The 24,941-nt window shown below is 53.7% G+C and carries 22 protein-coding genes; 8 read left to right on the top strand and 14 right to left on the bottom strand.

Annotation, left to right across the window (positions count from 1 at the left end; all coding sequences use genetic code 11):
- Window positions 1-10 precede the first annotated feature (10 nt).
- On the top strand, window positions 11-2,092 hold the full coding sequence (locus JOE09_RS00845; RefSeq protein WP_205064437.1) for a carbon starvation CstA family protein: 2,082 nt from the start codon (window positions 11-13) through the stop codon (window positions 2,090-2,092).
- Window positions 2,093-2,346: 254 nt separating this feature from the next.
- Window positions 2,347-4,332 (top strand): cyclic di-GMP phosphodiesterase, encoded by a 1,986-nt coding sequence (gene pdeR, locus JOE09_RS00840; RefSeq protein ID WP_205064436.1) that lies wholly within the window; start codon window positions 2,347-2,349, stop codon window positions 4,330-4,332.
- A gap of 19 nt (window positions 4,333-4,351) precedes the next feature.
- Here the strand turns inward: pdeR and JOE09_RS00835 are convergent, their stop codons facing one another.
- The gene (locus tag JOE09_RS00835; RefSeq protein ID WP_205064435.1) at window positions 4,352-5,221 is read right to left on the bottom strand and encodes a crotonase/enoyl-CoA hydratase family protein; all 870 of its coding nucleotides are present in this window, start codon (window positions 5,219-5,221) and stop codon (window positions 4,352-4,354) included.
- 176 nt (window positions 5,222-5,397) lie between these two features.
- Window positions 5,398-6,096, bottom strand: coding sequence for an L-ribulose-5-phosphate 4-epimerase (araD, locus tag JOE09_RS00830; protein ID WP_200543725.1), 699 nt, complete (start codon window positions 6,094-6,096; stop codon window positions 5,398-5,400).
- A gap of 316 nt (window positions 6,097-6,412) precedes the next feature.
- Between araD and osmB the strand changes: the two genes are divergently transcribed.
- Window positions 6,413-6,628, top strand: a complete 216-nt coding sequence (gene osmB / locus JOE09_RS00825) for an osmotically-inducible lipoprotein OsmB (protein ID WP_205064434.1) — start codon at window positions 6,413-6,415, stop codon at window positions 6,626-6,628.
- 167 nt (window positions 6,629-6,795) lie between these two features.
- Here osmB and yciH read toward each other — a convergent pair whose 3' ends face one another.
- From yciH to pgpB, 5 genes are all read right to left on the bottom strand, one after another.
- A complete protein-coding gene (gene yciH / locus JOE09_RS00820) occupies window positions 6,796-7,122 on the bottom strand; it encodes a stress response translation initiation inhibitor YciH (protein WP_205064433.1) in 327 nt (108 codons plus the stop codon).
- On the bottom strand, window positions 7,122-7,838 hold the full coding sequence (pyrF, locus tag JOE09_RS00815; RefSeq protein WP_205064432.1) for an orotidine-5'-phosphate decarboxylase: 717 nt from the start codon (window positions 7,836-7,838) through the stop codon (window positions 7,122-7,124). Before pyrF ends, yciH begins: the two co-directional genes overlap by 1 nt.
- 303 nt (window positions 7,839-8,141) lie before the next feature.
- Entirely contained in the window at window positions 8,142-9,311 is a 1,170-nt protein-coding gene (gene lapB / locus JOE09_RS00810) for a lipopolysaccharide assembly protein LapB (protein ID WP_205064431.1), read from the bottom strand.
- Between the two features lie 6 nt (window positions 9,312-9,317).
- Entirely contained in the window at window positions 9,318-9,626 is a 309-nt protein-coding gene (locus JOE09_RS00805) for a LapA family protein (protein ID WP_105594732.1), read from the bottom strand.
- A gap of 171 nt (window positions 9,627-9,797) precedes the next feature.
- Window positions 9,798-10,559 (bottom strand): phosphatidylglycerophosphatase B, encoded by a 762-nt coding sequence (pgpB, locus tag JOE09_RS00800; protein ID WP_205064430.1) that lies wholly within the window; start codon window positions 10,557-10,559, stop codon window positions 9,798-9,800.
- Between the two features lie 229 nt (window positions 10,560-10,788).
- Between pgpB and ribA the strand changes: the two genes are divergently transcribed.
- On the top strand, window positions 10,789-11,379 hold the full coding sequence (gene ribA / locus JOE09_RS00795) for a GTP cyclohydrolase II (protein ID WP_105594734.1): 591 nt from the start codon (window positions 10,789-10,791) through the stop codon (window positions 11,377-11,379).
- 106 nt (window positions 11,380-11,485) lie between these two features.
- On the opposite strand, the gene acnA is transcribed toward ribA, so the two are convergent.
- The 5 genes from acnA to topA all read right to left on the bottom strand — a co-directional run bounded on the left by acnA (window position 11,486) and on the right by topA (window position 19,318).
- Window positions 11,486-14,170: an aconitate hydratase AcnA gene (gene acnA / locus JOE09_RS00790; protein WP_205064429.1), complete on the bottom strand. Its 2,685-nt coding sequence runs from the start codon at window positions 14,168-14,170 to the stop codon at window positions 11,486-11,488.
- A 488-nt stretch (window positions 14,171-14,658) separates the two neighbouring features.
- Entirely contained in the window at window positions 14,659-14,826 is a 168-nt protein-coding gene (locus JOE09_RS00785) for a hypothetical protein (protein WP_205064428.1), read from the bottom strand.
- Between the two features lie 2 nt (window positions 14,827-14,828).
- The gene (locus JOE09_RS00780) at window positions 14,829-14,993 is read right to left on the bottom strand and encodes a YmiA family putative membrane protein (protein ID WP_205064427.1); all 165 of its coding nucleotides are present in this window, start codon (window positions 14,991-14,993) and stop codon (window positions 14,829-14,831) included.
- A gap of 490 nt (window positions 14,994-15,483) precedes the next feature.
- On the bottom strand, window positions 15,484-16,458 hold the full coding sequence (gene cysB / locus JOE09_RS00775) for an HTH-type transcriptional regulator CysB (RefSeq protein WP_105595191.1): 975 nt from the start codon (window positions 16,456-16,458) through the stop codon (window positions 15,484-15,486).
- A 262-nt stretch (window positions 16,459-16,720) separates the two neighbouring features.
- Complete coding sequence (topA, locus tag JOE09_RS00770) at window positions 16,721-19,318, bottom strand: type I DNA topoisomerase (RefSeq protein ID WP_205064426.1); 2,598 nt, start codon at window positions 19,316-19,318, stop codon at window positions 16,721-16,723.
- Window positions 19,319-19,715: 397 nt separating this feature from the next.
- On the opposite strand from topA, the gene JOE09_RS00765 reads away from it, so the two are divergent.
- Window positions 19,716-19,967, top strand: coding sequence for a DUF2498 family protein (locus tag JOE09_RS00765; RefSeq protein ID WP_205064425.1), 252 nt, complete (start codon window positions 19,716-19,718; stop codon window positions 19,965-19,967).
- Between the two features lie 30 nt (window positions 19,968-19,997).
- Here the strand turns inward: JOE09_RS00765 and sohB are convergent, their stop codons facing one another.
- Window positions 19,998-21,047, bottom strand: a complete 1,050-nt coding sequence (gene sohB / locus JOE09_RS00760) for a protease SohB (RefSeq protein ID WP_200559588.1) — start codon at window positions 21,045-21,047, stop codon at window positions 19,998-20,000.
- Window positions 21,048-21,268: 221 nt separating this feature from the next.
- Here sohB and JOE09_RS00755 point away from each other — a divergent pair, with 221 nt between their 5' ends.
- Together JOE09_RS00755 and cobO are read left to right on the top strand one after the other, a co-directional pair.
- Window positions 21,269-22,030, top strand: a complete 762-nt coding sequence (locus JOE09_RS00755; protein ID WP_205064424.1) for a YciK family oxidoreductase — start codon at window positions 21,269-21,271, stop codon at window positions 22,028-22,030.
- On the top strand, window positions 22,030-22,620 hold the full coding sequence (gene cobO / locus JOE09_RS00750; RefSeq protein WP_200559592.1) for a cob(I)yrinic acid a,c-diamide adenosyltransferase: 591 nt from the start codon (window positions 22,030-22,032) through the stop codon (window positions 22,618-22,620). The genes JOE09_RS00755 and cobO overlap by 1 nt, the downstream gene beginning before the upstream one ends.
- 56 nt (window positions 22,621-22,676) lie before the next feature.
- On the opposite strand, the gene rluB is transcribed toward cobO, so the two are convergent.
- The gene (gene rluB, locus JOE09_RS00745; RefSeq protein WP_105595197.1) at window positions 22,677-23,576 is read right to left on the bottom strand and encodes a 23S rRNA pseudouridine(2605) synthase RluB; all 900 of its coding nucleotides are present in this window, start codon (window positions 23,574-23,576) and stop codon (window positions 22,677-22,679) included.
- Between the two features lie 706 nt (window positions 23,577-24,282).
- Here rluB and JOE09_RS00740 point away from each other — a divergent pair.
- Entirely contained in the window at window positions 24,283-24,909 is a 627-nt protein-coding gene (locus JOE09_RS00740) for a serine protease family protein (RefSeq protein ID WP_105595198.1), read from the top strand.
- The last annotated feature ends 32 nt before the right edge of the window (window positions 24,910-24,941 follow it).

The raw sequence follows: 24,941 nt of genomic DNA, 5'->3' as shown, positions 1-24,941 counted from the left end.
GAGTAATGTGATGAAAAACGTCAAGGCAAGTTTGATCTGGATTGCCGTGGCCATCGTCGGTGCCTGCGCGTTTGCGATGCTGGCATTGAATCGAGGCGAACCGGTTAACGCACTGTGGCTGGTAGTGGCTGCCGTTGCCTGCTACAGCATTGCTTATCGATTCTACAGTCTGTTTATTGCCCGCAATATTTTTGAGCTGGACGATCGGCGTATGACGCCCGCCGAGCGTAAAAATGACGGTCTGGACTACGTTCCCACCAACAAATGGGTACTCTTCGGGCATCACTTTGCCGCTATCGCCGGTGCCGGGCCGCTGGTCGGACCGATCCTTGCCGCCCAGATGGGCTTCCTGCCCGGAACACTGTGGATCTTGATCGGCGTAATGCTGGCAGGTGCAGTACAGGACTTCCTGATTCTGTTTATCTCCACACGCCGCGACGGACGCTCGCTGGGGGAAATGGCCCGCCAGGAACTGGGCGCATTTGCCGGGGTGATCACCATGCTCGGTGCGCTTGGCGTGATGATTATTATTCTTTCCGCGCTGGCGCTGGTGGTAGTGAAAGCGCTAACCAACAGTCCGTGGGGCATGTTCTCCATCGCCGCCACCCTGCCGATTGCCCTGTTTATGGGTGTGTATATGCGCTTTATCCGCCCCGGTCATATCGCCGAGGTGTCGCTGATCGGCTTCGTGTTGATGATGGCCGCGATTATTTACGGCGGTGATATCGCCCTGCATCCGTTCTGGGGACCGTTCTTTACCCTGAAAGGCACCACCCTGACGCTGGTTCTGGTGATCTACGGCTTCGTGGCTTCAGTTTTGCCGGTGTGGCTGCTGCTGGCACCGCGCGATTATTTGTCTACTTTCCTGAAAATCGGGGTGATCGTCGGTCTGGCGGTGGGTATTGTGTTCGCCATGCCGGAAATGAAAATGCCGGCGGTTACGCGTTTTATTGACGGCAGCGGGCCGGTGTTCTCCGGCGGACTGTTCCCGTTCCTGTTTATTACCATTGCCTGTGGCGCAATTTCAGGCTTCCACGCGCTGGTTTCCAGCGGCACAACGCCGAAGCTGGTGGAACGCGAAAGCCATATTCGCATGCTCGGCTACGGCGCGATGCTGATGGAGTCCTTTGTGGCCATTATGGCGCTGATCTGCGCCTCGGTGCTGGACCCGGGTATCTATTTTGCGATGAATGCCCCGGCGGCGCTGATTGGCACCACGGTAGAAAGCGCCGCGCAGGCGATTAACGGCTGGGGCTTTGTCATCACGCCGGAGGTGCTGACCGCGATTGCCCGCGACGTGGGGGAAACCTCGATTCTGTCCCGCGCAGGTGGTGCGCCAACCTTTGCAGTTGGCATGGCGCATATCATCACCGAGGTATTTAACAGTCGGGCGATGATGGCCTTCTGGTATCACTTTGCCATTCTCTTTGAGGCGCTGTTTATTCTGACGGCAGTTGATGCCGGTACTCGTGCCTGCCGGTTTATGGTGCAGGACCTGGCGGGTACCGCCATTCCGGCGTTGGCCAATAACCGTTCCTGGTTCGGTAATATTATCGGGACAGCGGTAGCGGTTTCCGGCTGGGGCTTCTTTGTTTATCAGGGCGTGATCGACCCGTTGGGCGGCATTAACACCCTGTGGCCGCTGTTCGGTATCGGCAACCAGATGCTGGCTTCGATGGCGCTGATTCTGGGTACCGTGGTGCTGTTTAAGATGAAAAAACAGCGCTACGCCTGGGTGACTATTTTGCCGACTGCCTGGCTATTCGTTACCTCAATGACGGCCGGATGGCAGAAAATCTTCCACGAAAAACCGTCGATTGGTTTCCTTGCCCAGGCGAAGAAATTCTCCACCGGTATCGATCAGGGCGTGGTGATTGCCCCGGCAAAAAGCATCGCGGATATGCAGACCATCGTGATGAGTAACCAGATTAACGCAGCGCTATGCGGCTTCTTTATGCTGGTTGCTGTCACCATGTTGATTTCGTCTTTCTTCGTGATCCGTCGCGCTCTGCAAAGCAGCCAGCCAACCACGCACGAAAGCGAGATTGTTCTGCGTAGTGAAACGGCACAGAGTACGGCGAATCGTCTCTGACTTCAGCGGCCAAAACGCTGTCCATGCCCGGCATGTGCTGCATTATTTTTCTTAGGGCATGTTACACAATCCGTCAATTGCGTTATTGTTAATGATGAGTCTCCCCGATCGAACGGTCGGGGAGATTTTTTATTTATCCTGATTTAATCAGCCTGGATTAATTGCTATTGTGTCTCGGGATTCTGCAACCGGCTAATAGTGTTGCTAAAATAAGAAGATACCATCTGCACTGCATCACCAAGGAGAAAGAATAAATGACCGATGAACAGGGGCAAACGCTGCTATACGCCTGGTTTGGCACCAGTAGCCCTTATTGGCATTTACGCTCTGACAGTGATGCGCTGCACTTCGCTCAGGAAGAGAATGGCGAAATCAATATCGCCGTGCCGCTGAATGCTGCACAGGCCCGCATGATTCGCGAAATGACGGTGGTCACATCCAGCATTAATCTGACGCTCTCACTCTACGGCACTCCGCTGTCCATGCATCTGGTCGGCCGCAAAGTGAGTCTGTCCCAGTGGGCGGGCACCGCCTCGGCCTGGGGGGACACCTCCGCGGTGGCGCGCGATCTGGCGCTCGGGCTTTCTTTTGCCGAACAGGTGGTTTCCGAAGCCAACTCGGTAATCGTTATTCTCGATCAGCACGGTAATATTCAGCGCTTTAATCGCCTGAGCGAAGAGTATACCGGCCTGAAAGAGCAGGAAGTGATCGGCCGCAACGTGTTCCAGCTGTTTATGACGCGACAGGAAGCCGCGTCTTCTCGCCGCAATATCAGCACCTTCTTCCGGGAAGGCAGCTCCTATGAAGTTGAACGCTGGATCAAGACGAAAATGGGCCAGCGTCTGTTCCTGTTCCGGAATAAATTCGTCCACAGCGGCAGCGGAAAAAATGAAATTTACCTGATCTGTTCGGGGACGGATATTACCGAAGAGCGCCGGGCACAGGAGCGTCTGCGAGTGCTGGCCAACACCGATACGATTACCGGCCTGCCTAACCGTACGGCGATTAACGATCGTATTACGGAGGTGCTGGAGAATCGCGCAAACGAACAGGTGGGCGTGGTCTATCTGGACCTGGATAACTTTAAAAAGGTTAACGACGTTTACGGCCATATGTTTGGCGACCAGCTGTTGCAGGCCGTGTCGCTGGCCATCCTGAGCTGCCTCGAGAAAAATCAGACTCTGGCCCGCCTCGGCGGCGATGAGTTTATCGTGCTGGCCGAAGATACGACTCAGGCTGCGCTGGAAGCGATGGCGTCGCGCATTATCGACCGACTGAAGCAGACCTTCCGCATCGGTCTGATTGAGGTGTATTCCGGCTGTTCAATCGGTATCGCCATTGCTCCACAGCACGGCGAGGATCGTGACAGCCTGATCCGCAACGCCGACACGGCGATGTACACCGCCAAAGAGAACGGCCGTGGGCAGTTCAGCGTCTTCTCGACCGAGATGAATCAGCGGGTATTTGAATACCTCTGGCTGGACACGAACCTGCGCAAGGCGCTGGAACTGAGCCAGTTAGTCATTCACTATCAGCCGAAGCTGGATGCCGACGGCACGGTCAGCAGCGTCGAGGCGCTGGTCCGCTGGCTTTCGCCGGAGCGTGGCCTGGTTCGCCCCGATCGCTTTATCTCCTACGCCGAGGAGTCCGGGCTGATTGTACCGCTGGGCCGGTGGGTGATGCTGACGGTTCTTGAGCAAATTCTTGAGTGGCGCAAGCAGGGGATTTTCCTACGTGTGGCGGTCAACGTTTCCGCACGGCAGCTGATCGATCAGAGTATTTATACCGATCTCAAGCTGGCGCTCGACGAAGCCGGGCTGGAGAGCTGTCCGATTGATATCGAACTGACCGAAAGCTGTCTGATGGAAAACGAAAGCCAGGCACTGGTGCTGATGGGCGAATTCCAGCAGTTAGGTGCATCGGTGCATCTTGATGACTTCGGCACCGGCTATTCTTCGCTGTCGCAGCTGGCGCGCGTGCCGATTGACGCGATCAAACTCGACCAGAGTTTTATCCGCGATGTGAACGAGAAATCCGTTTCGCAAACGCTGGTTCGCGCGATTGTTGCCGTGGCCCGCGCGCTGGATCTCCAGGTGATTGCCGAAGGGATTGAAACCGAAGAAGAAGAAGCGTTCGCGCTGGCCTGCGGCGTTGACGTGCGCCAGGGCTATCTGTACGCGAAGCCAATGCCCGTTGATGAGCTTGAGCACTGGCTTGCGCACTATCTTGTTAAAGCCTGATTATGGTTGATAAACGCACTTAACCCGCTTTCAGCAAGCTTTGAGCACTGTGGCGGTTTTGTAAGTTAACCAGACGCTCCATATAGGCGATGTCCTTGGGTTCCAGGCTGAAGGCGAAATCAACCCAGTCTTCGGTGATGTCCATCAGTTCGGCGCGCGTCAGCTGAAGCACGCGCTGCCGCGCTTTCAGCATCGCCCGCACGCCGTTCAGCTTCGGTCGCAGCGTATCAATAAAGGTACGCGTACTGTGGTAAGCCTCGTCCGGCTGGAACAGACGATCAACCAGCCCGCGCGTTTCAAACCACTCTGCGGTGTGTGATTCACCTTCGCAAATCAGCTCCTCTGCCAGCTTCATACCTGCCCGACGGGCAACCAGCGAATAGCCGCCCATCCCGGGGAACAGGTTAAAAGCAATTTCAGGGAAACCCATCCGCGCGGTGTTCTGCGCTAAAATAAAGTGATGTGCCAGCGCCGCTTCAAATCCGCCACCGAGCGCACTGCCCTCTACCATCGCAATGGTTACCGCTCCGGTATCAAATCCTCTTGCCGCCGCGTGAATGCAGTCCACGCAGGCTCGGGCATAAGCCCGTAGTGCCTCGCGGCGGCCGTTTTTGATCGACTCCACAAAGAAGCTGAGATCGCCACCGGCATTAAACATGCCGGGGACCAGTGAGCCGGTAACCCAAAAATCAATAGCCAGCCCCGACCGCTGTGCCGCATAGCTGAGATTCATGATCTCCTCTATTAGCTGGTGGTTGAAGCTCGGGCGCGGCTGCGCACGCAGCAGCATCCACATGGTCCGGCGCTCTTCCTCATAGTAAGCGGAGAGCTGGGTCATCTGTCCGGCTTCACTGAACAGTCTGCAGGTAGTCTGGTTTACAACGGTCATATTATTATCCTCGATTAGTCATGCGTTCAGTACGCAGCTCCAGCCTAATCGACAGGATGTTTACACTAAATGGCTGTTTGATTATTAAAGCAAATTAGTAAATTTTCAGACAAAAAGTGACAATAAACCGCCAAATAAATTGAGCAACTTCGTCCTTAAATCACCGGCAATGAACATCACTTCTGACCGTAGTAGGCTCCGGCACCGTGTTTACGCAAATAGTGTTTATCCAGCAGGGTTTGCTGCATCACCGGAAGCTCGGGCGCAAGTTGTTGACTGAAGATGCCCATATAGGCCACTTCTTCCAGCACGACGGCACTGTGTACGGCATCGTCTGCGCTTTTACCCCAGCAAAAAGGACCGTGCGAGTTAACCAGTACGGCGGGTATAGCCAGCGGGTCGATTTCCCGGTCGCGCAGGGTTTCAATAATGACCTGCCCGGTTTCCCACTCGTACCGTTCTTTGATTTCGGCATCGGTCATCTTACGCGTGCAGGGTACGGCACCGTAGAAGTCATCGGCATGCGTTGTCCCCCAGGCGGGAATGTCCCGGCCGGCCTGTGCCCAGATTGTAGCGTGGCGAGAATGTGTATGGACAATTCCACCGATATCTGGCCAGGCCAGATATAAAGCGCGGTGAGTATCGGTGTCAGAAGATGGCCGTTTAGCACCTTCTACCACCCTGCCGCTTTCCAGCTCCACCACCACCATATCGTCACGCTGCATCTGCTCGTAGCTCACCCCGGAAGGTTTAATCACCACCAGTCCCTGCTGGCGGTCGATGGCACTGACGTTGCCCCAGGTAAATGTGACCAGGCCGTAGTGCGGTAGCGCGAGATTGGCTTCCAGTACCTGCTGTTTCAGTTGTTCAAGCATCGTTGACTCTCCGATTAGGTCCGTGAGTCATTGTCGGCGCAGGCGCTAAAAGCGGGTATGGAGACAATAGCTGGATAAAGGCAGTTTCCGGCTGTCCGCAGCGTTCTGTGCGGCACGGCAGCGGAAATATTCGGAATTATTACCTGGGCAGTAAAGCAGCAGCTTCTAAAATTAATATAGATAGCTAGCTGTAGTGATAATCAGCTCACTAACTAATAGCAGGAACGCCGGAATAATCGACAGTTCCAGGCCGAAAATCCGAGTATCCACTATACTTGATCGGGTAATCAGTCGCTGCAATTGAGGAGTATTCACAATGACAAATACGACAAAACGCATTACCGCCGCGATGCTGGCGGCAACTCTGGTTCTTTCTCTCAGTGCCTGTTCAAACTGGTCTAAGCGCGATCGCAACACGGCAATCGGTGCCGGTGCTGGTGCAATAGGTGGTTCGATTCTGACTAACGGTAGCGGCTTAGGTACCGTGGGTGGCGCGGCCGTCGGCGGTATTATCGGGCATCAGGTCGATTAATTCGTTTGCACACGATATCTCTGGCTGCCGCAGCGAAAAGGAAACATTTGAGGCCGCACTTGCGGCCTCATGTTTGCTGAATCGGTATCTTGCTTTAGCGCAGCTTCGGCTTTGAAAGCTACCGACCGATGTTTGACCGGTTGAAGCTCAGCATAAAAGACCGGGCATCAGCCTCCAGCGAGTTTAACCTTATGGCCTTTGGCCTCCAGCAGCGTTTTCAGCAAATCGCGCTTGTCGCCCTGAATTTCAATCACGCCGTCTTTTACCGCACCGCCGCAGCCGCATTTTTTCTTAAGTTCGGCAGCCAGCTTTTCCAGCTCGGCATCGTCCACATCAATCCCCGAGATCAGGCACACGCCCTTCCCTTTACGGCCGCTGGTCTGACGCTGGATGCGAACAATACCGTCACCTTTAGGACGCTGCGGTTTCTCTTTAACTTCGTCAATACGGCCACTGGCGGTTGAATAGACCAGCCTGCTGTTATCGTCTGCCATTATGCCTCCTGAATTGAGGAAAGGATCGCTTGCAGGGCTGCTGCCGGATTGGCCGCCTGGGTAATAGGACGCCCGATCACCATATAATCAACGCCGGCCTGCACCGCTTGCTGCGGAGTCATAATGCGGCGCTGGTCACCTACATCGCTGCCAGCCGGTCGTATTCCCGGAGTAACTAACTTAAATTCCTGGCCAATAACCTGCTTAAAGCGGCTGGCTTCCTGCGCTGAACACACCACGCCGTCCAGTCCGCACTGATGTGTCAGCCGCGCCAGGCGCTCGGCCTGATCGGCAGGAGATAACTCGATCCCCAGACCGCGAAGGTCGTCCGCATCCATGCTGGTCAGCACGGTGACGGCGATCAGCAGAGGGGCGTCTTTGCCAAACGGCATCAGTGCCTCGCGGGCCGCATTCATCATCCGCGCTCCGCCGCTGGCGTGGACATTCACCATCCACACGCCCAAATCAGCCGCTGCGGCCACCGCGTGTGCCGTGGTGTTCGGAATATCATGAAACTTGAGATCAAGGAAGACGTCGAAACCGCGCTGTTGCAAATCGCGCACCAGCTGCGGGCCGAACAGGGTAAACATCTCTTTCCCTACTTTCAGGCGGCAGCTGCCGGGTTCAATCTGGTCGACAAAAGCCAGTGCAAGGTCGCGATCGGCATAATCTAACGCTACCACAATCGGTGAGCCGGTAAGCTGAGGTGAATGCATCAATAAACCCTCTTTAAGTGGAGCACCGCATGGCGCAAACAGAATAGTCACAGGAATTCAGCCAGGCGTCACAGGCCGTTGACTGAAAACGGAAAGCGGAAACGGCAGGCATTTTACCTGCGGAAGGCGCAAATTCACAGTTAACCCGTTGAGAATTATTAACGAAGAGTGGTGGATTTCCATTCCCCCCTGCCAGGCTTCACGACTAAGATGCCGCTGGCATCGTACTGTTTAAAAAACAATTAGCATGTTGTAACTAAGTCACAGCAGAAAAAGGACAATGAATCGGCGCGGGCGCCAGGATTATTGTCCATCCAGGCCGCGAATCGGCTTTACCGAAGACCAGGCGCGGCAAGACGGGCAGTGCCAGTAAAGCGCATGGGCGGTAAAACCGCATTTGTGGCAGCGATAGCGCGGCTTGGTGCGAATTTGCTCGCCCACCATATCGCGCAGCACCATCAGGCTCTCTTTCGCCCTGCCGTCTTCGGCTTCCTGCAGGTTGAAGTCCATCAGCCGGTGGAATACGCGCATGGTAGGATGTCGCTGTAGCTGGCGGGTGATATAGGTCTGCGCCACGTCCGCCCCTTCATCGCGGTCCAGAATACCGGCAAGGTAGAGTTCGGCGGCCGCACCGGTATTCTCTTCCACGCAGCGCTTCAGATAATCGCTCCATGCCTTTGGCTGGTTGAGGTGTTCGAAGCAGGTTTCCAGCATTTCCAGCGTCTCGCTGACCAGTTCCCGATCCTGTTCAATGACCCGCTGCAGGTGCACTACGGCTTTGGCATAATCGCCTTTCGCCATAAAAATCCGCCCCATCATAATAGAGATGCGGGCGCTGTTGCGATCGGCGGCTTCGCCCTTCTTCAGCAGGTTCATTGCACGATCAAGATCGTCACTGCCCATGGCCTGCAGCGCCAGCTCGCAGTAGAAATGGGCGATTTCCATTTTCTTCTGCTCTTTACCCAGCTTCACCAGCCGTTCCGCGACTTCGATCGCATTCGGCCAGTCGCTGGTGGACTGATGGATGATCAGCAGCTGCTGGAGCGCGCCAATGCGAAAATCGGTTTCTTCAACCAGTTGCCCGAACATCTGTTCAGCACGATCGTATAAACCGGCCACCATGTAATCGCGCCCCAGCTGCTGTATAGCAAGCAGCCGCTGATCGTAGGTCAGAGAAGCACTTTCCATCAGGGCCTGGTGGATGCGGATGGCGCGGTCAACTTCACCACGGGAACGAAACAGGTTGCCCAGCGTCAGGTGAGCCTCAACCGTACCGCTGTCTTCCTTGAGCATGTCAAGAAACAGGTCGACGGCTTTGTCCTGTTGATTCGAAAGCAGGAAGTTCACCCCGGCCACGTAATCGCGTGACAGGCGGCTCGCTTCCTGTTGCTTATCCTGTTGCGCACTTCTGCGCCCCATATACCAGCCGTAGGCGGCGGCTACGGGGAGTAACAGAAACAGCAGTTCCAACATAAATGATTATTCCTTGACGGCTGGCGTTCTTGACGCCGTCCCGGCAGCATCCGTCTGCCCGATCTGATGCTGCAGTCGCTTAAGCTTACGCTGGCTGTTAGCCAGTGCAACGCGAACACGTAGCCAAAACAGACCACATATTGCCCATCCCAGCAGGAAGCCCACGGCAAACAGCGAAGCCAGCAGTGTAGAGATACGGAATTCACCCTGCGCCAGCAGATAGTTGAAGGTGACGACCTGATCGTTGTGTGCACCCAAAGTGACTGAAATGACAAAGATCGCCAGAACCACTAAAAAAATCAGCAAATATTTCACAGTTCATCCCGTAATCTGATGTTAATCAGATGAATTATGCCAAAAAAAACGCCTTGATGCTTGTGTTGATACTCGCAGATTTCAGGCGCCGCACTAATTCCCTGTACCCATCACGCTATTATGCAAAGTCGTTGATAGTTATGGGGGCAAAAACCTGGTTTACAATCGGCGTCACTCATTTTCTCGCTGGTTGATTTCCTGCTGCTCCTGTGGCAGCACGCTCAGCGGACCGCAGAAACGCTGGGCGAGCCAGGTTGCCAGGGTAATAAACAGCCAGCTCAACAACGTAGATACGATAAGATCCTGCGGCCAGTGCATGCCCAGCACCAGACGGCTGCCCATCACCAGCGTGGCCCAACTCAACAGCAGCACAATGGTGACATAGCGCCGACGCGGCCACAGCAATCCTACACCAAGCAGCGCCCAGCTGGCAGCAAACATGGTGTGTCCTGAAGGAAACGAAAATCCGGTTTCAAACGCCCAGTGCCGCTTCAGCCATCCGGGTAGCTGTGTATTATCGGCCACCGCTTCTTCGACCAGGTGGCTACGCTGTTTGCGTTTTAATTCATAGAAGTATTCATTACTGACACCCTCGGCCTTTTCCAGCCATAAAACGTATGGGCGAGGCTCCTGTACCCGGTCTTTAATCAGGCTTTTGGTGTACTGGCCGACGAGGATAGTACCAACCAGGATGGCCAGCAAAAACACCGCCGGTTTGAAGCGGAAACGTAAACACCAGAGGAACCAACCGCACAATAGCACGCTGGTAATAACGCCCCACGGACGGGTGACCGTCTCGGTAAACCAGAACAGGATCAGATATCCCCAGCCCATTTCACCAGGCTGCCACTGCCAGCCAGAAAGCGCGATCAGCACGGGCATTGTCAACAATAGAAGCATCCCGATCGTGGTTCGTCTGAGAATTTCAGGCATCTTTCTTCCTTAAAAAGTTCGGTTATTTCTCTGGATTGATATAACAATAGTAATAAAAATAATAACATATAGATTGCGACGGTGATAATTGTGCGTTATCACTGGATAGCTCAAACATGTTAACCTTCGCATCGCGGGTTATGGCAAAATAGCACGCATTGTTAGCCGTCAGGCAACTGACACTGCGCCATCTGATGATAGCGTACACCTGAAGTTTCTGGAGAGTCACATGCAGCTTAAACGGGTGGCAGAAGCCAACCTGCCCACGCCCTGGGGCGATTTCCTCATGGTCGGTTTTGAAGAACTGGCAACCGGGCACGATCATGTTGCGCTGGTTTATGGTGATGTTTCTAACAGCGAGCCGGTACTGGCGCGCGTTCATTCCGAATGCCTTACCGGTGATGCGCTGTTCAGCCTGCGCTGCGATTGCGGTTTCCAGCTGGAAGCTGCGCTGACGCACATCGCCGAGCAGGGCCGCGGGATTCTGCTTTATCATCGGCAGGAAGGACGCGGTATCGGGCTGCTGAATAAAATTCGCGCCTACGCGTTGCAGGATAAAGGCTATGACACGGTAGAAGCCAACCATCAGTTGGGATTTGCCGCCGATGAGCGCGACTTTACCCTGTGCGCCGATATGTTCAAACTGCTTGGCGTTGACGAAGTGCGTCTGCTGACCAACAATCCGCGCAAGGTAGAGATTCTTACTGAAGCGGGCATCAATATTGTTGAACGCGTTCCGCTGATTGTCGGTCGTAATCCGAATAATGCGCACTACCTCGATACCAAAGCCGAAAAAATGGGCCATCTGCTGTCGAAGTAATACCCGATACGGATCACATTGCTCCTGAAGACGTTAAAAGCCGCTACTTTTGATAGCGGCTTTTTTCTTTTCCCGGCAGTCGATATGGCCAGGGAACTGCGAACGGTCAGTCGTGAAGCATATTGCGGATCACGTAATGCAGAATGCCGTCATTCTGGTAGTAGGTCAGCTCGTTGCCGGTATCAATACGGCAGCGCGTATCCAGAATTTCTTTACTGCCGTCCGCTCGCGTTAGCGTCACTTTTACCGTCGTTCCCGGTTTCAACTGCTGGAGATCCGCAACATCGATCAGCTCATCGCCGGTGAGTTTCAATGTTTTCCGGGTTACGCCCTGCGGAAACTCCAGTGGCAGAATCCCCATACCGATCAGATTGGAACGGTGGATGCGTTCAAATGATTCGGCAATCACTACCCGAACGCCCTGCAAACGCGGCCCCTTCGCCGCCCAGTCGCGGCTGGAGCCGGAACCGTACTCTTTCCCGGCAATGATGGCCAGCGGAATGCCTTCTTCCCGGTAACGCATTGCAGCGTCGTAAATCGCCAGTTGTTCATTGCTGGGGATGTGCCGCGTAATCCCCCCTTCCACTCCCGGCACCATTTCGTTGCGGATGCGAATGTTAGCGAAGGTTCCACGCATCATCACTTCATGATTGCCGCGCCGCGAGCCGTAGGAGTTGAAGTCGGTGCGTTCAACACCGCGATCCAACAGATAACGCCCCGCCGGACTTTCGGCCTTGATGCTGCCCGCGGGAGAGATATGGTCGGTGGTGACCGAATCGCCGAGCATCGCCAGAATACGCGCGCCTTTGATATCCTCTACCGGCTCCGGTTCTTTTGCCATCGTGTCAAAGAACGGTGAAAGACGGATATAGGTCGAGTCGTTATCCCACGAATAGGTTGCCGCCTCGCTGACCTGAATTTGCTGCCACTCAGGCGTACCGGCAAACACTTCGGCATACTCTTTATGGAACATTTCGGTCGACACCATCTGCACCGCAGCGGCTATTTCTTCCGGCGACGGCCAGATATCCTTCAGATAAATCGGCCTGCCGCTGGCATCTTCACCGAGCGGATCGGTTTGCAGGTTCAATTTCATATTGCCGGACAGCGCGTAGGCCACCACCAGCGGCGGTGACGCCAGCCAGTTGGTTTTCACATACGGATGGATACGTCCTTCAAAGTTACGGTTACCCGACAGCACGGCACCGACGGTCAGATCGCCCTGACGGATGGCACTTTCAATCTCATCCGGTAACGGTCCGGAGTTACCGATACAGGTCGTACAGCCGTAACCCACCAGGTTGAATCCCAGGCGATCGAGGTAAGGCGTCAGACCTGCGGTAGCGAGGTAGTCAGATACCACTTTCGATCCCGGTGCCAGCGAGGCTTTGACCCAGGGTTTGCGCTGCAGTCCAAGCGCGGCGGCCTTTTTCGCCAGCAGTCCGGCGGCCATCAGCACGCTGGGGTTCGAGGTATTGGTGCAGGAGGTGATGGCGGCTATCACCACCGCCCCATCCTCCAGCTGATACTGCTGTCCACTGCGGGCGTCGCGATAGCTGACAGCCTGATGATCTTTCTGCGCGTGATTAACCTCCAGCTCGTTGCTGGCGCGGAAGGCAGCGGGAACATCGCCCAGCGCCACACGGTCCTGAGGGCGTTTAGGGCCTGCCAGACTTGATTCCACCTCACCCATATCCAGCGACAGGCTGCTGGTAAACACCGGTTCGTCACCGGCGTGCCGCCACATCCCCTGCGCGCGGGCATAGGCTTCCACCAGCGCCACCTGCTGGTCGCTGCGCCCGGTGAGCCTCATATACTCCAGCGTGACGCTATCAACCGGGAAGAAGCCGCAGGTTGCACCGTATTCCGGTGCCATATTGGCAATGGTCGCACGGTCTGCCAGCGGCAGATCCTTCAGGCCATCTCCGTAGAACTCAACGAACTTACCCACCACGCCGTGCTTGCGCAGCATCTGAGTGACGGTGAGAACCAGATCGGTGGCGGTGATCCCGGGTTTCAACTTGCCGGTGAGCTTGAAGCCGACCACATCCGGGATCAGCATGGAAACGGGCTGCCCCAGCATCGCGGCTTCGGCTTCTATACCGCCAACACCCCAGCCCAGCACGCCAAGAGCGTTAATCATGGTGGTGTGGGAATCCGTGCCGACCAGCGTATCGGGAAACGCGACCTCCCTGCCGTTTTGCTCTTCATGCCAGACGGACTTGCCAAGATACTCAAGATTCACCTGGTGACAGATCCCGGTCCCCGGTGGCACCACGCTAAAGCGATTGAAGGCTTTCTGCCCCCAGCGCAGGAAAACGTAGCGCTCATGGTTACGCTCCATTTCCAGTTGCACATTCTCTTCGAAAGCGTCGTCATCGCCAAAGCGGTCGACGGTAACGGAATGGTCGATCACCAGATCGACGGGTGATAGCGGGTTAACCTTCGCCACATCGCCCCCCAGACGCTTCACCGCTTCACGCATCGCGGCCAGGTCCACCACCGCCGGTACGCCGGTAAAGTCCTGCATCAGAACTCGAGCCGGGCGGTAGGCAATTTCTCGATCGGCATGGGCGTCCTTCAGCCAGTCAGCAATGGCCTGGATATCTTCCTCGGTGACAGAGTCGCCATCCTGCCAGCGCAGAAGATTCTCTAGCAGGACCTTCATGGATTTAGGCAGGCGATCGATATCGCCCAGTTTAGCGGCGGCTTTTACCAGACTGAAGATGTGATACGGTTGGCCGTTAACGTTCAGCGTATCCTGGCTGATCTCACGTAGGGTGCTCGACATTGCTCCTCCTTTATAATTTTGTTCGCTCTACCTGCCGTATAACCTGACTCAATGCAGGGTTTACTCTAAAGATAGTACAAAAAGGAGGTAACATTCTGATAACAACACAAAATGCCAAACTGAAAAACGTAAAACGCCCCACCAACATAGTCCGCAGGGCTTCGAATTAATCACTCAGGTTATTTATATTCATGCGATTATTCTGCATCAGCATGCTAACAGGCACTGTATTATGACAGGAATTCATAATTCGAATTAAACGCTAATTGCGGATAATCTCAGTGAAATTATTGAGCTGTATTCATCTTTGTTGATAACTGTATCTCGCGTTATCATTTACAGAAAACAGCATCTATTTACCATGAGGAAAAATACTTCCCATAGTCATTACATTTCACGTTAATTGTTTACCAGAAGTAACTATTGATAATTAGAATCAGGCAAAAAAGCAGAAGCCGGATATGAAAATTTTCATTACCCGGCTTGATTTAGTTGGCTTTTCCATCTTCAATTATAGATTGGATAAATTTTAGCTGCATCTCATTCAGACACCAGGCTGCGGGGATAATCACCTGAGAAATCTTCTCATCATTGCCAAAATCATCATCGATTTCGGCAATGCTATTGCTGTTCAGCTTGGCATTCAGGAGCTGCATAGTTAGTTCCAAAGGTTCCAGACCATTGTAACGACCAGTAGCCAAAACAGGAAAGAGCCCGCGAAGAGCGCCAGCCAGGCGTTACGCTTGAGGTTATCGCTGCCGCTATGCTCAGCATCCTGTGACTCGTGACCGAAATTGGACCGTACAGATAATCTAGTAGCCATAATTGATACTCACTCTCATTAACACAATGTTTCAACCAGTAATTGGCACGAATCCTAATCAGCCGGTTGCCCAAGATCCAGTCATTTTCATTAAACTAAACGCTTAAAAACATTAGTAAGTCACTGAAGAACATTAATAAGGTGTTTTAAGTTAATCATTCAGCATAAAAACTTTATCACTCTGATATGTACCCGGTGTTCAGCTCGGCGCTGTCAGATATCAGAGTCCCCTTTACCTGGCTAACCAACGCAATCCTCTGCTCGTTGGCGTTGGATATATTATGGGAATAGTCTTAATTTTTCGCAAAGATTCACGGCGAAAAATGTGTACTATTTCTCACTTCATCAATAACAATGGGAGAACATGTGATAGAGATTTCATTTATTGCAAATAAAGGAAAGAAACTAACGATAGCAGTGAAAGGCGGGAGCTTTCATTAAGTTCAGACCCGTTACAATCTGAACTTAAGATAATTAGAAACAAATGTAATTATTTAGCCGGTAATTTAATATCTTTAAACATCGCTTCAATATCTTCATTGGAACGCAGCCCAACGGCGGTATCGACCACATCACGCGTCAGATGCGGGGCAAACCGTTGTATAAAGTCATACATATAGCTGCGCAGGAAGGTACTGCGACGGAAGCCGATCTTCGTCGTGCTGTAGGTGAACACGTCTGTTGCTTCAATTCGCACCAGATCGGGATCGGATACCGGGTCTACGGCCATGCTGGCAATAACACCTACCCCCAGCCCCAGACGCACATAGGTTTTGATCACGTCAGCATCGGTCGCGGTGAAAACAATACGCGGCGTCAAACCTGCGCGGTTAAATGCCGTATCCAGCTCAGAGCGCCCGGTGAAGCCAAAGGTGTAGGTGACCAGCGGATACTCAGCCAACTCTTCAATCGACACTTTCGATTTACCGGCCAATGGATGATCCGGCGTGACCACGATTGCACGATTCCAGTGATAGCACGGCAGCATGATCAGATCGTCGTAAAGGTGTAGCGCCTCGGTGGCAATGGCAAAATCCGCATTGCCCTTAGATACGGCTTCAGCAATCTGAGTCGGCGACCCCTGGTGCATATGTAACGAAACGCGGGGATAGCGCTCAATAAAGCCTTTGATCACATTGGGCAATGCGTAACGTGCCTGTGTGTGGGTGGTAGCAACGTACAGTGACCCTTTATCTGGCCAGGTATGCTCGCCGGCAACCGATTTAATCGCATCGACTTTTGACAGCACTTCGCGGGCAATACGGATGATTTCCTGCCCGGCGGGTGTCACCTGAGTCAGGTGCTTACCGCTTCGGGCAAAGATTTGAATGCCCAGTTCATCCTCCAGCATACGAACCTGCTTACTGATGCCGGGTTGAGAGGTGTACAGCCCTTCGGCCGTTGAAGAGACATTGAGGTTGTGGTTAACCACCTCAACGATGTACCGCAGCTGCTGCAATTTCATTTTTCATTCCGTCCAGGGTCTGAAGCAACGTGCCGAAAACCCTACAGAAGAAGACACCAGAAATCTGGTCAGCGTCAGGTTAGCGGTCTAATGCGATTTAATAATAAGAAGAGGGATATCTATAACAACTATATCAAAAATGTGGGATATGTATAGCGTCAGCAGGGAAACATTCATCAACAATCGGTTAGAATATCAGCAAAGTGACCACTCAGGGGCAAACCGCAGCGGCCTGCCCCTGAAAGGGAGAAATCAGCGTGGATTACTTCTTGCTAACTTCCCATTTTCCATCAACGAAGAAGGCCGACCAGCCGGTGGCTTTGCCGTCTTTTTCTGTGCTGACGTACTGCTGTTTGGTTTTACGACTGAAGCGAACGACAGCCTTGTTGCCTTCCTCATCCGTCGCTGGCGCATCGGCCAGATAACGGAGCTTTTCAGGCAGACGGTCGCGGAAGCGCTGCAGCTCTTCAACCTGAGGCGCACGGGTTTCGCGCGATTTAGGGAAGGTATTCGCTGCCAGGAATACGCCCGCCGCACCGTCGCGCAGAACGAAGTACGCATCTGATTTTTCGCAAGGCAGCTCCGGCAATGGAACCGGGTCTTCCTTCGGCGGGGCAACTTCACCGTTACGCAGAATTTTGCGCGTGTTCTTACAGTCGTCATTGGTACAGGCCATGTACTTACCGAAACGCCCCATTTTCAGGTGCATTTCGGAACCACATTTCTCGCACTCCACGATCGGGCCATCATAGCCTTTGATGCGGAATTCGCCCTGTTCAATTTCGTAACCGTCACACTCCGGGTTGCTACCGCAAACGTGCAGCTTACGCTGATTATCAATCAGATAGCTGTCCATCGCCGTGCCGCATTTCTGGCAGCGGCGACGCGCACGCAGCGCGTTAGTTTCCGCATCGTCGCCCTCAAGAATATTTAACACTTCATTCTCAGGGATCAAATTAATGGTCTGCTTGCAGCGCTCTTTCGGCGGCAGAGCATAGCCGGAACAGCCGAGGAACACGCCTGTACTGGCAGTACGGATACCCATCTGGCGCGAACAGGTCGGGCACTCGATCGAAGTCAGCACCATCTGGTTGGGCTGCATGCCGCCCTCTTCCGGGTCCTTTTCCGCCTGCTCTAGCTGCTGGCTGAAATCGCTGAAGAATTTATCCAGAACCGCCTTCCACTGCGCCTCGTTATTCGCCACCTTGTCGAGGTTATCTTCCATGTTGGCGGTGAAATCATAGTTCATCAGTTCGCGGAAGTTCTCTTCCAGACGATCGGTAACGATTTCTCCCATCTTCTCGGCATAGAAACGACGGCTTTCCACTTTAACGTAGCCGCGATCCTGAATGGTCGAGATGATCGAGGCATAGGTAGAAGGACGACCAATACCGCGCTTTTCCAACTCGCGCACCAGCGAGGCTTCGCTGAAACGTGCCGGTGGTTTGGTGAAGTGCTGGCTTGGCGTCAGCTGCTGCAGGTTCAGCTCGCTACCCACGTCAACCGGAGGCAGGGTGCGATCTTCATCGCCCTTACGCAGCGCCGGCATCACCCGGGTCCAGCCGTCGAAACGAAGCGTGCGGCCCTTAGCTTTCAGTTTGAAATCGCCGGCCGCTACGGTCAGGGTGGTAGAGTCATACTGTGCAGGCATCATCTGACAGGCCACGAACTGGCGCCAGATCAGCTGGTACAGCTTCTGCGCATCCGCTTCCATGTCTTTCAGTTGTTCAGACTGAATGTTCACGTCGGAAGGACGAATCGCTTCGTGCGCCTCCTGCGAGTTGTCTTTGCTGGTATAAACGACAGGAGCTTTTGGCAGATACTTCGCGCCAAATTCTTTTTCGATATAGCCGCAAACCATGCTTACTGCATCCTGACTCAGATTCGTCGAGTCGGTACGCATATAGGTGATATGGCCCGCTTCATACAGGCGCTGAGCCATCATCATGGTTTTTTTAACGCCGAAACCAAGACGAGTACTTGCCGCCTGCTGTAGCGTTGAGGTGATAAACGGGGCACCGGGCTTACTGCTGGTTGGTTTGTCTTCACGATCGGCAACAACATAGCGCGCTTTTTCCAGAAGGCTGACAGCCGCCTGAGTTTGTTCACCGTTCACCGGACGGAAGGGTTTGTCACCCTGATGCGTGACCTGCATCGGCAGGTCCGCGCCTTTCGGCGTGGTCAGCGCGGCATTCAGCTCCCAGTACTCTTCCGGAACGAAGGCTTTAATTTCACGCTCACGCTCCACCACCAGACGCACGGCAACGGACTGAACGCGGCCGGCAGACAGGCCACGAGCGACTTTCTTCCACAGCAGTGGTGACACCATATAACCCACCACGCGGTCCATAAAGCGCCGCGCCTGCTGGGCATTGACCCGGTCAATGTTCAGTTCGCCAGGCTTTTCGAACGCCTGACGAATCGCATTCTTGGTAATTTCGTTAAACACCACGCGGCTGTAACGTGATTCATCGCCACCGATCACTTCCCGCAGGTGCCATGCAATGGCCTCCCCTTCGCGGTCAAGGTCCGTTGCGAGATAGATATGGTCAGCGTTCTGCGCCAGTGATTTCAGTTCAGCAACCACTTTTTCCTTGCCCGGCAGGATTTGATAATTCGCATCCCAACCGTGATAAGGATCGACGCCCATGCGGTTTACCAACGCCGCCTTTTCGTCTTTTTTGACCTTCTTCGCTGTTTTACTGGTTGTAGAGTCAGCGCTCTTTTTAACCGTTGATCCACTCGTCGGCAAATCGCGGATATGACCGACGCTGGATTTAACCACGTAGTCATTGCCGAGATATTTATTGATAGTTTTGGCTTTTGCCGGGGACTCAACTATTACGAGAGCTTTTCCCATAGTTACCTTTACCTGATTAAAACATCCGAGAGTAAGTAGTGCCGTCCAGGCCTGCGCTGCACATTGAAGATAGAGCTATCGGGAGAATGATACCGATCCCGGATAACTTTTTATCAATTTCCGTGCCATTACAAGTCTTTTAACACATTGATAAACGGTACTATTTACTACCTGTTAAGCGAATCTCTAACAAAGCGTAAACTCACTTTTACGCCCGGAACCCGAAACGCCCACACTCTACCTGATAAAATCTGTTACGCAACTTAATTAGCATCAAGCACAGATTTCCGCCAGAAAAGGCTGTAAAAAGAGACAGTTTTCTATACCACCACCATGATTGCGGATTTATCAGCCAGGCGTTCAATACCCGGCAGCGGAATCACTATAAGGAGGGAATATGGAGCTGGACCAGCAAACTATCGATCGCAGCAGCCTGCTGGCAATCGCCAATCAGATGATTGCCGAGCACAAAGATTTTTTTGACGGTATGTCCACAACGGACGTTGAGCAAAAGGGTGAGGTGCTGATTTTTAGCGGTGACTACTTCCTGGATGAACAGGGCCTGCCCGGTCCCCGCAGTACTGCAGTATTTAATGTGTTCAAATTTTTAGCGGTCGAGCTTTCGCCGAAATACCGACTCGACGAATAGCGCCCGCCTGAACGGGCGCCGTCTGACGAATTACAGCAGGGGCTTTTCGCCGCGCTGCCAGAGGCGGAGCAGCAGACGTTCAGCGCTGGCCATCGCACTTTGTGTAAAACGATCCATCATGCGTTTACGTTGAGCAAAACGCACGCCGATGACCTGGCGCTTCTCGATGTGTTCCAGTAACAGATCGTCACTGGTACCAATGGCATCAACCAGCCCTTTCTCCAGTGCCTGGCTGCCGTACCAGTGTTCACCCGTGGCCACGCTGTCAATATCCAGCGACGGGCGCATCTGATGAACAAAATCCTTGAACAGCTGATGGGTTTCGTTGAGATCCTGGCGGAATTTTTCGCGACCGGCGTCGGTATTTTCCCCCAGCATGGTCAGCGTCCGCTTATATTCCCCGGCGGTATGCAGTTCAAGGTCAATATCATTGCGCTTCAGCAATCGGTTGAAGTTAGGGATCTGCGCCACTACGCCAATCGAACCGATAATCGAGAACGGCGCGGCGACGATACGTTCCGCCACGCAGGCCATCATGTAACCGCCGCTGGCCGCCACTTTATCGACAGCAACGGTCAGGGGGATTCCCTTATCGCGCAGGCGCTGCAGCTGCGATGCCGCCAGGCCATAACCGTGTACCACGCCGCCGGGGCTCTCCAGGCGCAGAAGCACTTCATCGCCGCTGCGGGCCACGGCGACCACCGCAGAGATCTCTTCACGCAAAGAGGTGACTTCTCCGGCGTCCATACTGCCTTTGAAGTCGATCACGAACAGCGTCGGTTTGCTTTCCGTCTTCAGACCGCCCTGTTTTATCTGCTGCTTAGCCAGCTTGTGCTTCAGTTTTTCTGCCTTCTTTCGTTCCTTGATCCACTGCTTCTGCTGCTCTGGCTCGACCTTAGCCAGTTGCATGTCGTCACGCATTTCGCGGTAACGATCGCTCAGATGCGTCAGCCGGAGCTGGCCGGTCTGGCTTCGCTTGCGGGCTGCAAGATTGGCAATAACCAATGCAATGGCGGCAATAGCCACCACTACGGTGACGGTTTTCGCTAAAAAGAGTCCATAATATGAGAGTAGTTCCACTCAATCCGCCTTAATTAACATTGTATTAGTGTTGATCCAGTGTAACCGACTCTCGACGATTGGTCGCCTGCAACCCGGTAACATGGCATTAACGGGCAGGTCCAGGATTGCACTCGCCCCATTTTTCAGGCATAAAGCATTTAATTCTATGTTCTGCAAGAACTTACGCTGGCCCTACTGCCGGCGACGCTGCGGACACTTCATCGCCAGAGGATTCTATCGTGCATTATCAACCGAAAAGCGATCTGCTCAACAACCGAATTATTCTTGTCACCGGTGCCAATACCGGCATCGGTCGCGAAGCCGCTCTCACCTACGCCCGCTATGGCGCACAGGTCCTCCTGTTGGGCCGCAATACAGAACAGCTCCAGCAGGTTTGCGATGAGATTAATCAGCATAATCTTCAGCCTGCTTGCTGGTTCGCGTTAGATTTGGAAACGGCCACACCGGAAAGCTGCCGGCAACTGGCTGAGGATATTGCGCGCGTGGTGCCGCGACTGGATGGCGTGCTGCATAACGCCGGACTGCTCGGCGAAGTGGTGCCGATGACCGAACAAAGCCCGGCCGTCTGGCAGCAGGTGATGCGAGTCAATATTGACGGCACCTTTTTCCTGACTCAGGCGTTGATCCCGCTGCTGCTGAAATCCGCGTCGGCTTCACTGGTGTTCACTTCATCCAGCGTCGGCCGCCAGGGCCGTGCCGGATGGGGGGCATATTCCGTCTCTAAATTCGCCACCGAGGGTATGATGCAGGTTCTGGCGGAAGAGTACGACAGCCGCCAGCTCCGCGTTAACTGTATCAACCCGGGTGGAACCCGTACCCGCATGCGCGCCAGCGCCTTCCCTCAGGAAGATGCGATGAAGCTGAAAACGCCTGCCGATATTATGCCGTTGTATTTGTGGCTGATGGGCGACGACAGCAAGCGTAAAACCGGCATCAGCTTTGACGCCCAGCCGGGGCGGAAACCTGGAGCGGCAGAATAATGTCGGAAGAGCGCCACCAGCAGCGCCAGCAGCGGTTGAAAGAACAGGTCGATGCGCGCATTGCCGCCGCCACGGAAACCCGTGGCATCCTGATGGTCTTCACCGGCAACGGCAAAGGGAAAACCACTGCCGCTTTCGGTACCGCAACTCGCGCTGTCGGACATCAGAAGCGCGTCGGCGTGATCCAGTTTATTAAAGGCGAATGGCCTAACGGCGAGCGCAATCTTCTTGAGCCACACGGCGTTGAATTTCAGGTCATGGCGACCGGATTCACCTGGGACACGCAAAACCGCGCCACCGACACGGAGGCCTGTCTGAAGGTCTGGCAGCATGGCAAGCGGATGTTGCAGGATGCCACGTTGGATCTGGTGGTTCTGGATGAGTTGACCTATATGGTCAGCTTTGATTACCTGCCTCTCCAGGAGGTGATTGATGCACTACAGCAACGCCCTGCCCATCAGAGCGTCATTATTACCGGGCGAGGCTGCCACCGCGAACTGCTTGAACTGGCGGATACGGTCAGTGAAATGCGCCCGGTTAAACATGCATTTGATGCCGGAATTCAGGCTCAGCAGGGAATTGACTGGTAAATATAGTGCATAAAAAAAGGGCCCTCAGGCCCTTTTTTATTAGCAAGACAGACAGCTTACGGCTTGCCCTGCTGACGCTTTGAACCCGGCCGACGGCTGCCGCCCGGTTTCGCCGCTTTAGTGGTGGTTGTATGGCGTTTCACCGCACGACGAATTTGATTCGCCTTAGTGCGGCGGCGATCTTTCTCAACCGGCACTTTACTGACGGTTTCCGCTTCCAGACCAACCAGCTCACGCAGATAGTTGGTTGGCTGCAGATCCAGCTCGGTATAACCGCCGCGCGGCAGACCTTTCGGCAGATCGATATCGCCGTAGCGGACGCGGATCAGACGGCTCACCTGCACACCCACCGCTTCCCACAGGCGACGAACCTCACGGTTGCGTCCTTCCGTCAGGGTGACGTTGTACCACTGGTTAATACCTTCACCGCCGGTAAATTTCAGGGTCTTAAACGCTGCCGGACCGTCTTCCAGCTGCACGCCACGGCTCAGCTGTTTGATTTTCTCGTCATCCACCTGGCCGAAAACGCGTACCGCATATTCACGCTCAACTTCGCGGCTCGGGTGCATCAGGCGGTTTGCCAGCTCACCGTCAGTGGTGAACAGCAGCAGGCCGCAGGTGTTTACATCCAGACGGCCGACGGCAATCCAGCGTGCGCCACGCAGCTTAGGCAGACGATCGAACACCGTTGGGCGGCCTTCCGGATCGCTGCGGGTGCACAGCTCGCCTTCCGGCTTGTAGTAGGCCAGAACGCGGCAAACTTCAGTAATGGATTCACTGACCGGCACAACGTGCCCGTCAATACGAATTTTCAGGGAACTGCTTGGCTCAACGCGGTCACCCAGCGTGGCCAGCTTGCCGTCAACGCTGACGCGTCCGGCGGAGATCATGGTTTCGATTTCACGACGGGAACCGTGCCCGGCGCGTGCTAAAACTTTCTGTAACTTCTCGCTCATGGAGCTGCCTCTTTGTCGCCTTCCCAGGCGTCATGGTGAAAGCAAAATTTCTTTTGTTTTCAATAACTTATATTTAAATTCGGAGGATATTATACAGACTTTTACCCCCGCTGTAACCTGTTTGTTAGCAGGATGATGCCCTAATTTTAGCCTGGCTGAGCGGGAATTGCAGAAACGATCGCTCGCCATATTAAAAAATTTATTTACCGGCACGAGATAAAGTTAAATCCCTTCACATAAAGATAAATAAAAAAACAGCCTTCAGGGTTCCCCCCTCCTCTGAGATCTTATTTCCCTGCGTAAACCCCCTTAATTTAAGTCATTATTTATCGCCGGGAGAATAACGCTACAACCCACAGAAGAAAAAACATTTAATCATTTAAAAACATAAACATACAAGAAAAACTGCATTCAAAGGAAAATTAAAAACAGTCTTAATGCAATGTTTGTTATTAGATAGCATTGTTTTAAGAATGAATAATTACCCTTCAAAACACTTCACCGAATAAGATTTTTCCAGGAAACAAGCCGGTAGGCCGGTGATTTTCGTTTATCTCATCCTTGTTTCCCCTCCCTCGCAGAAATGATAGCGCGCTGACGTCGTTATTTCTTTTGTTATTAATCCGTCGGGTCATCACCCGGCACAGGACCACCCGCGTCTTTAACGCGTAAAGGCGATAAACGACGTGGCTGACATGTGGATAAAATGGATATTAAAAAGTGTCTGCTGGCGCTGTCGCTGCTGGCGTTAACCGGTTGCTCCGTGGGTAGCTACAGCTACAGTCGCGAAGCGATGAAGCGGGTCGATATGAATTTTGTCGGCATCCCCACCATTCTTGGCGTCGGTGCGCTTGGTACCAGCATTCCGATTACGCCGGAATACAGCCTTACGGCAGCCCACGTGGCGCGCTGGACAATGCATCGGGTGAAGGCTTATCACCCTTACTGCGATCTGGCGATCATCCATCATAAAAATAACATGAAGAAGCTACCGGAGTTTCGCACCACCAAAGTGGGCGAACCGGTACGGATGTATGGTTACAGCTTCTTCTCAGCCATGCCGGTTGAATCATCCGGCAACAATCTGGCGATCACAGCAATCCGCAACGGCTGGAATAAAAAGCCCTGCGTAGCCATGGCATCAAACGCCGGGGCGGTACAGGGCATGTCAGGGGGTGCGGTTTATCACAGTGATGACAGCATTGGCGGCGTGCTGGTCGGTTACAGCAGCGAAGTTAAAAACACCGCAACGCAGGAGACGAAATTGAAAGACGTGTCTCTCTATATCCCCTATCAGGTATTCCAGAAGTGGTTGGAGGAATCAACATCTTAACGGCTACCGTAGAGAGGCAGGACAGGATTAAC

The sequence above is a fragment of the Pantoea coffeiphila genome, from assembly GCF_016909495.1.
In the GTDB taxonomy this organism is placed as follows: domain Bacteria; phylum Pseudomonadota; class Gammaproteobacteria; order Enterobacterales; family Enterobacteriaceae; genus Erwinia; species Erwinia coffeiphila.
Note: the sequence above shows the minus strand (reverse complement) of the source record. Positions and strands in the feature narration are given on the sequence as shown.